The 3,923-nt window shown below is 66.8% G+C and carries 2 protein-coding genes; both read left to right on the top strand.

The window, feature by feature from the left end; translation table 11 throughout:
- Positions 1-396: 396 nt before the first annotated feature.
- Entirely contained in the window at positions 397-2,346 is a 1,950-nt protein-coding gene (acs, locus tag H926_RS0107110) for an acetate--CoA ligase (RefSeq protein ID WP_022675687.1), read from the top strand.
- A gap of 553 nt (positions 2,347-2,899) precedes the next feature.
- The coding region (locus H926_RS0107100; protein ID WP_148291662.1) for a carbohydrate porin at positions 2,900-3,923 on the top strand (1,024 nt) is incomplete at its 3' end.

The raw sequence follows: 3,923 nt of genomic DNA, 5'->3' as shown, positions 1-3,923 counted from the left end.
CGGCACCGGCAAGGGCGCGGGCGGCACCACGGGGGCAGCCAGCGCGCGCGTGGCCGCAGCTGCCAGCGGTAGGCCGGCACCGATCGCACCCAGGGCATTGCGGCGGGAAAGCGTCATCATGATCCTCCTTGGCCTGCGATCCCCACAGGCCTTGGGCCAAGTGGTGCACCCATGGACGCTGCCTACGCACCTTCCATTTGGGAGATGCCCGGCGGATTGTTTCGATGTTGCGACACCCGGCACACGGCACGTGCGTGCAAGCGCGCCCGGCCATCTCGCGCCTGCGGCATGGTAGACTTATATCCAACTGGCACAGAGGCGCCCAAGCGGCTAGCGTGAGGCAAGCATCACGTCGCCCGCACAGCGCACGACAAACACATCGAGAGGGTTCCGCATATGGCCGAAGCCATTTATCCCGTTCCCGCCGACTGGGCCCAGAACGCCCTGATCGACGAAGCGCGCTATCTGGAAATGCACCGTCGCTCGGTAGAGGAACCCGATGCGTTCTGGGCGGAGGAAGCGCAGCGGATCGACTGGATCAAGCCGTTCACCAAAGTGAAGAACACCAGCTTCCACGAGGAAGATTTCGGCATTCGCTGGTTCGAGGATGGCACGCTCAACCTTTCGGCCAATTGCCTCGATCGCCACCTGGCAGAGCGCGGCGATACCGTGGCGATCCTGTGGGAGCCCGACAGCCCGACCGATGCATCGCGCGCGATCACCTATCGCGAACTGCACGCCGATGTGTGCCGCCTGGCCAACCTGCTCAAGGCGCGCGGGGTCAAGGCCGGTGACCGGGTGACGATCTACCTGCCGATGGTGCCCGAAGCGGCCGTGGCGATGCTGGCCTGCGCGCGGATCGGTGCGATCCATTCGATCGTCTTTGCCGGCTTTTCGCCCGATGCCCTGGCCGGGCGGATCGAGGATTGCGACAGCCGCGTGGTGCTGACCGCCGATGAAGGCCTGCGCGGCGGCAAGCGCGTGCCGCTCAAGAAGAACGTCGACGAAGCGCTGACGCATTGCCCTGCGGTCGATACCGTAGTGGTCCTGGCCCGCACCGGCGCCGATGTGCCGATGCAGGAAGGCCGCGATCTGCCCTGGGCGCGGGCCGTAGCAGAGCAGAGCGCAGATTGTGCGCCGGTGGAAATGAACGCGGAAGATCCGCTGTTCATCCTCTACACTTCCGGCTCCACCGGCAAGCCCAAGGGCGTGCTGCACACCACCGGCGGCTATGCCGTGTGGGCCGCGATGACGCACCAGTACGTGTTCGATTACCGCCCTGGACAGATCTATTGGTGCGCGGCCGATATCGGCTGGGTCACCGGCCATTCCTATGTCGTCTATGGCCCGCTGGCCAATGGCGCGACCACGGTGATGTTCGAAGGCGTGCCCAACTTTCCCGATCCCAGCCGCTTCTGGCAGGTGGTGGACAAGTTCGGCGTGGAAATCTTCTATGGCGCCCCCACTGCCCTGCGCGCCCTGATGCGCGAGGGTGACGAATGGGTGCACAAGACCAGCCGCCAATCGCTGCGCCTGCTCGGCAGCGTGGGTGAGCCGATCAACCCCGAAGCCTGGGAATGGTATCACAAGGTGGTGGGTGAAGGCCGCTGCCCGATCGTCGACACCTGGTGGCAGACCGAAACCGGCGGCGCGATGATCACCCCCCTGCCCGGCGCCACGGCGTTGAAGCCGGGCTCTGCCAGCAAGCCGATGTTCGGCGTGCAGCCCGCCCTGCTCGACAACGATGGCCAGGTACTGGACGGCGCCACCGATGGCTGCCTGGTGATCGGCGATAGCTGGCCGGGCCAGATGCGCACGGTGTGGGGCGATCACGAGCGCTTTTTCCAGACCTATTTCACCACGTTCAAGGGCTGGTACTTCACCGGCGACGGCTGCCGCCGCGACGAGGACGGCTATTACTGGATCACCGGCCGCATCGATGACGTGATCAACGTATCGGGCCATCGCATGGGCACGGCCGAGATCGAAAGCGCGCTGGTGGCCCATCCCAAGGTGGCCGAAGCCGCCGTGGTGGGCATGCCGCACGCGATCAAGGGCCAGGGCATCTATGCCTATGTCACCTGCAATGCCGAGGTAGAGCCCGACGAGGCACTGCGCCGCGAACTGGTGGCCTGGGTGCGGCACGAGATCGGCCCGATCGCCACGCCCGACGTGATCCAGTTCGCCCCCGGCCTGCCTAAGACGCGTTCGGGCAAGATCATGCGCCGCATCCTGCGCAAGATCGCTGAGAATGACCTGGGCTCGCTGGGCGATACCTCCACGCTGGCCGATCCTTCGGTGGTGGACAACCTCATCGCCAATCGCCCGGTGCTGGCCACCGCCTGAACCCGCCGGTTAGCGCCGCGTTTGCCGCGCCCCCGCCACTGCACGGTGCCCCCAACGGGCCGGGCAGTGACGGGGGCGCTGGCATATGGCCTGACGCGATTGGCGCGGCGCCGATTCGCACAGCGCAAACGCCCCAAAGCATGAAGCGCGGGGCGTGCGGTAAACCGTAGATTTTGCGTAAAAAGCCCGATTTTCGCGCCACTATATGGCAATCGCGGCTTGATGGCAGGTTCACCCGGCGCAGGGATTTTTTACGGCGTCCTCTCCCACCGCCGCGCCGGGCTTGTCCCGTCTTATGCCTTGTCATCATAGCGGCTCAAGCCAGACGTGCTAGTCCAAAAGTGCATACCTATTCTTTGACAAGATCTGATGCAGGGTTGCAACACTTCAGCCGGCTGAAATTTTCAGCGGGGCGGCAGCGGCTGTTGTGGTGGCGGCATGGGCTTGCCGGTCAACGGCAGCTTAATGCCGCCTTCCGCATTGCTGCGATGCGCGTTTCTGCGCAGCCCGGCATCCATCCAGGCTTGGCCGGCGATGCCGCAGACTGTGCGGCATGTGCAGATCCCTTCCCCCGGCGCGGCCCAGGCGCCACCGGCTGTCCCGCGCCACCGCGCTGCTTGGCCTGATGCTGGCCCTGCCGCAGACGGCTTGGGCAGCAGATACGCCACCGGCGCGGCTGATCGGCCTGGGCGCCAGCTATGTGGCCGATGCCCTGGATGTTGCCGATGGCGGTGCGGCGCGCGGCGGCGGGCTGGCGGCGCGGGCCGATGCCTGGGTGGACGTGGATGGCGGCGCGCTGGGTGTGTCGCGCCTGACCGCGCATATCGACATGATCGCCGTGCATGGGCCGGTCTTTTCCGATTCGTGGGTGGGCGATGCGCAGGGCATCAGCAGCATCCAGGCGCCAGGGCGCCATCACCTGTATGAAGCCTGGGTGCGCTGGCAGGCGAGCGACAATGCCGCGCCGCTGGCGATTGCGACCAAAGTGGGCCTGATCGACGTGAACACCGAGTTCGACGTGCAGAGCGTGGGCGCCCTGTTCGTCCACGCCAGTCACGGCACTGGCGCCGAACTGGCGCAAAGCGGCCCCAACGGCCCCGGCATCTTTCCCATGGCAGTGAGCGGGGCGCTGGTTACCGCCAGCACCGCAGGCAAGACCACGCTGCGCCTGGGCGCGTTCGACGCGCAGGCTGGCAGCGTGGCCAACGACCATGTACCCGCCCTGCGCCTGCCCGGCACGACCGGCGCGCTGCTGATCGGCGAGGTGGAGTTTCCGCTGGGCCAGGGCGAAGTGCAGGTGGGCGTGTGGCGCTATACCCGGCCGCTGCCGCGCGTGGACGATGCAGGGCACAGCGCCCACTCGCAGGGCGGCTATGTATTGATCGAAGGGCTGCTGGCACCGCGCTGGCACGGCTGGGTGCGGCTGGGGCTGGCGGATGCGCGCAGCAATCCGATCAGCTGCTATCTTGGCACCGGCGTGGTGCGCGAGGCGGGCGCCTGGCAATTGGGCGTGGCCATGGCCCATGCCCGGCTCGGCAGCCGGGCGCGGGTCGCGCTGCTGCCCGATGCCGTGGTGG

Source organism: Novosphingobium sp. B-7 (assembly GCF_000410615.1).
Taxonomy (GTDB): Bacteria; Pseudomonadota; Alphaproteobacteria; order Sphingomonadales; family Sphingomonadaceae; genus Novosphingobium; species Novosphingobium capsulatum.
Note: the sequence above shows the minus strand (reverse complement) of the source record. Positions and strands in the feature narration are given on the sequence as shown.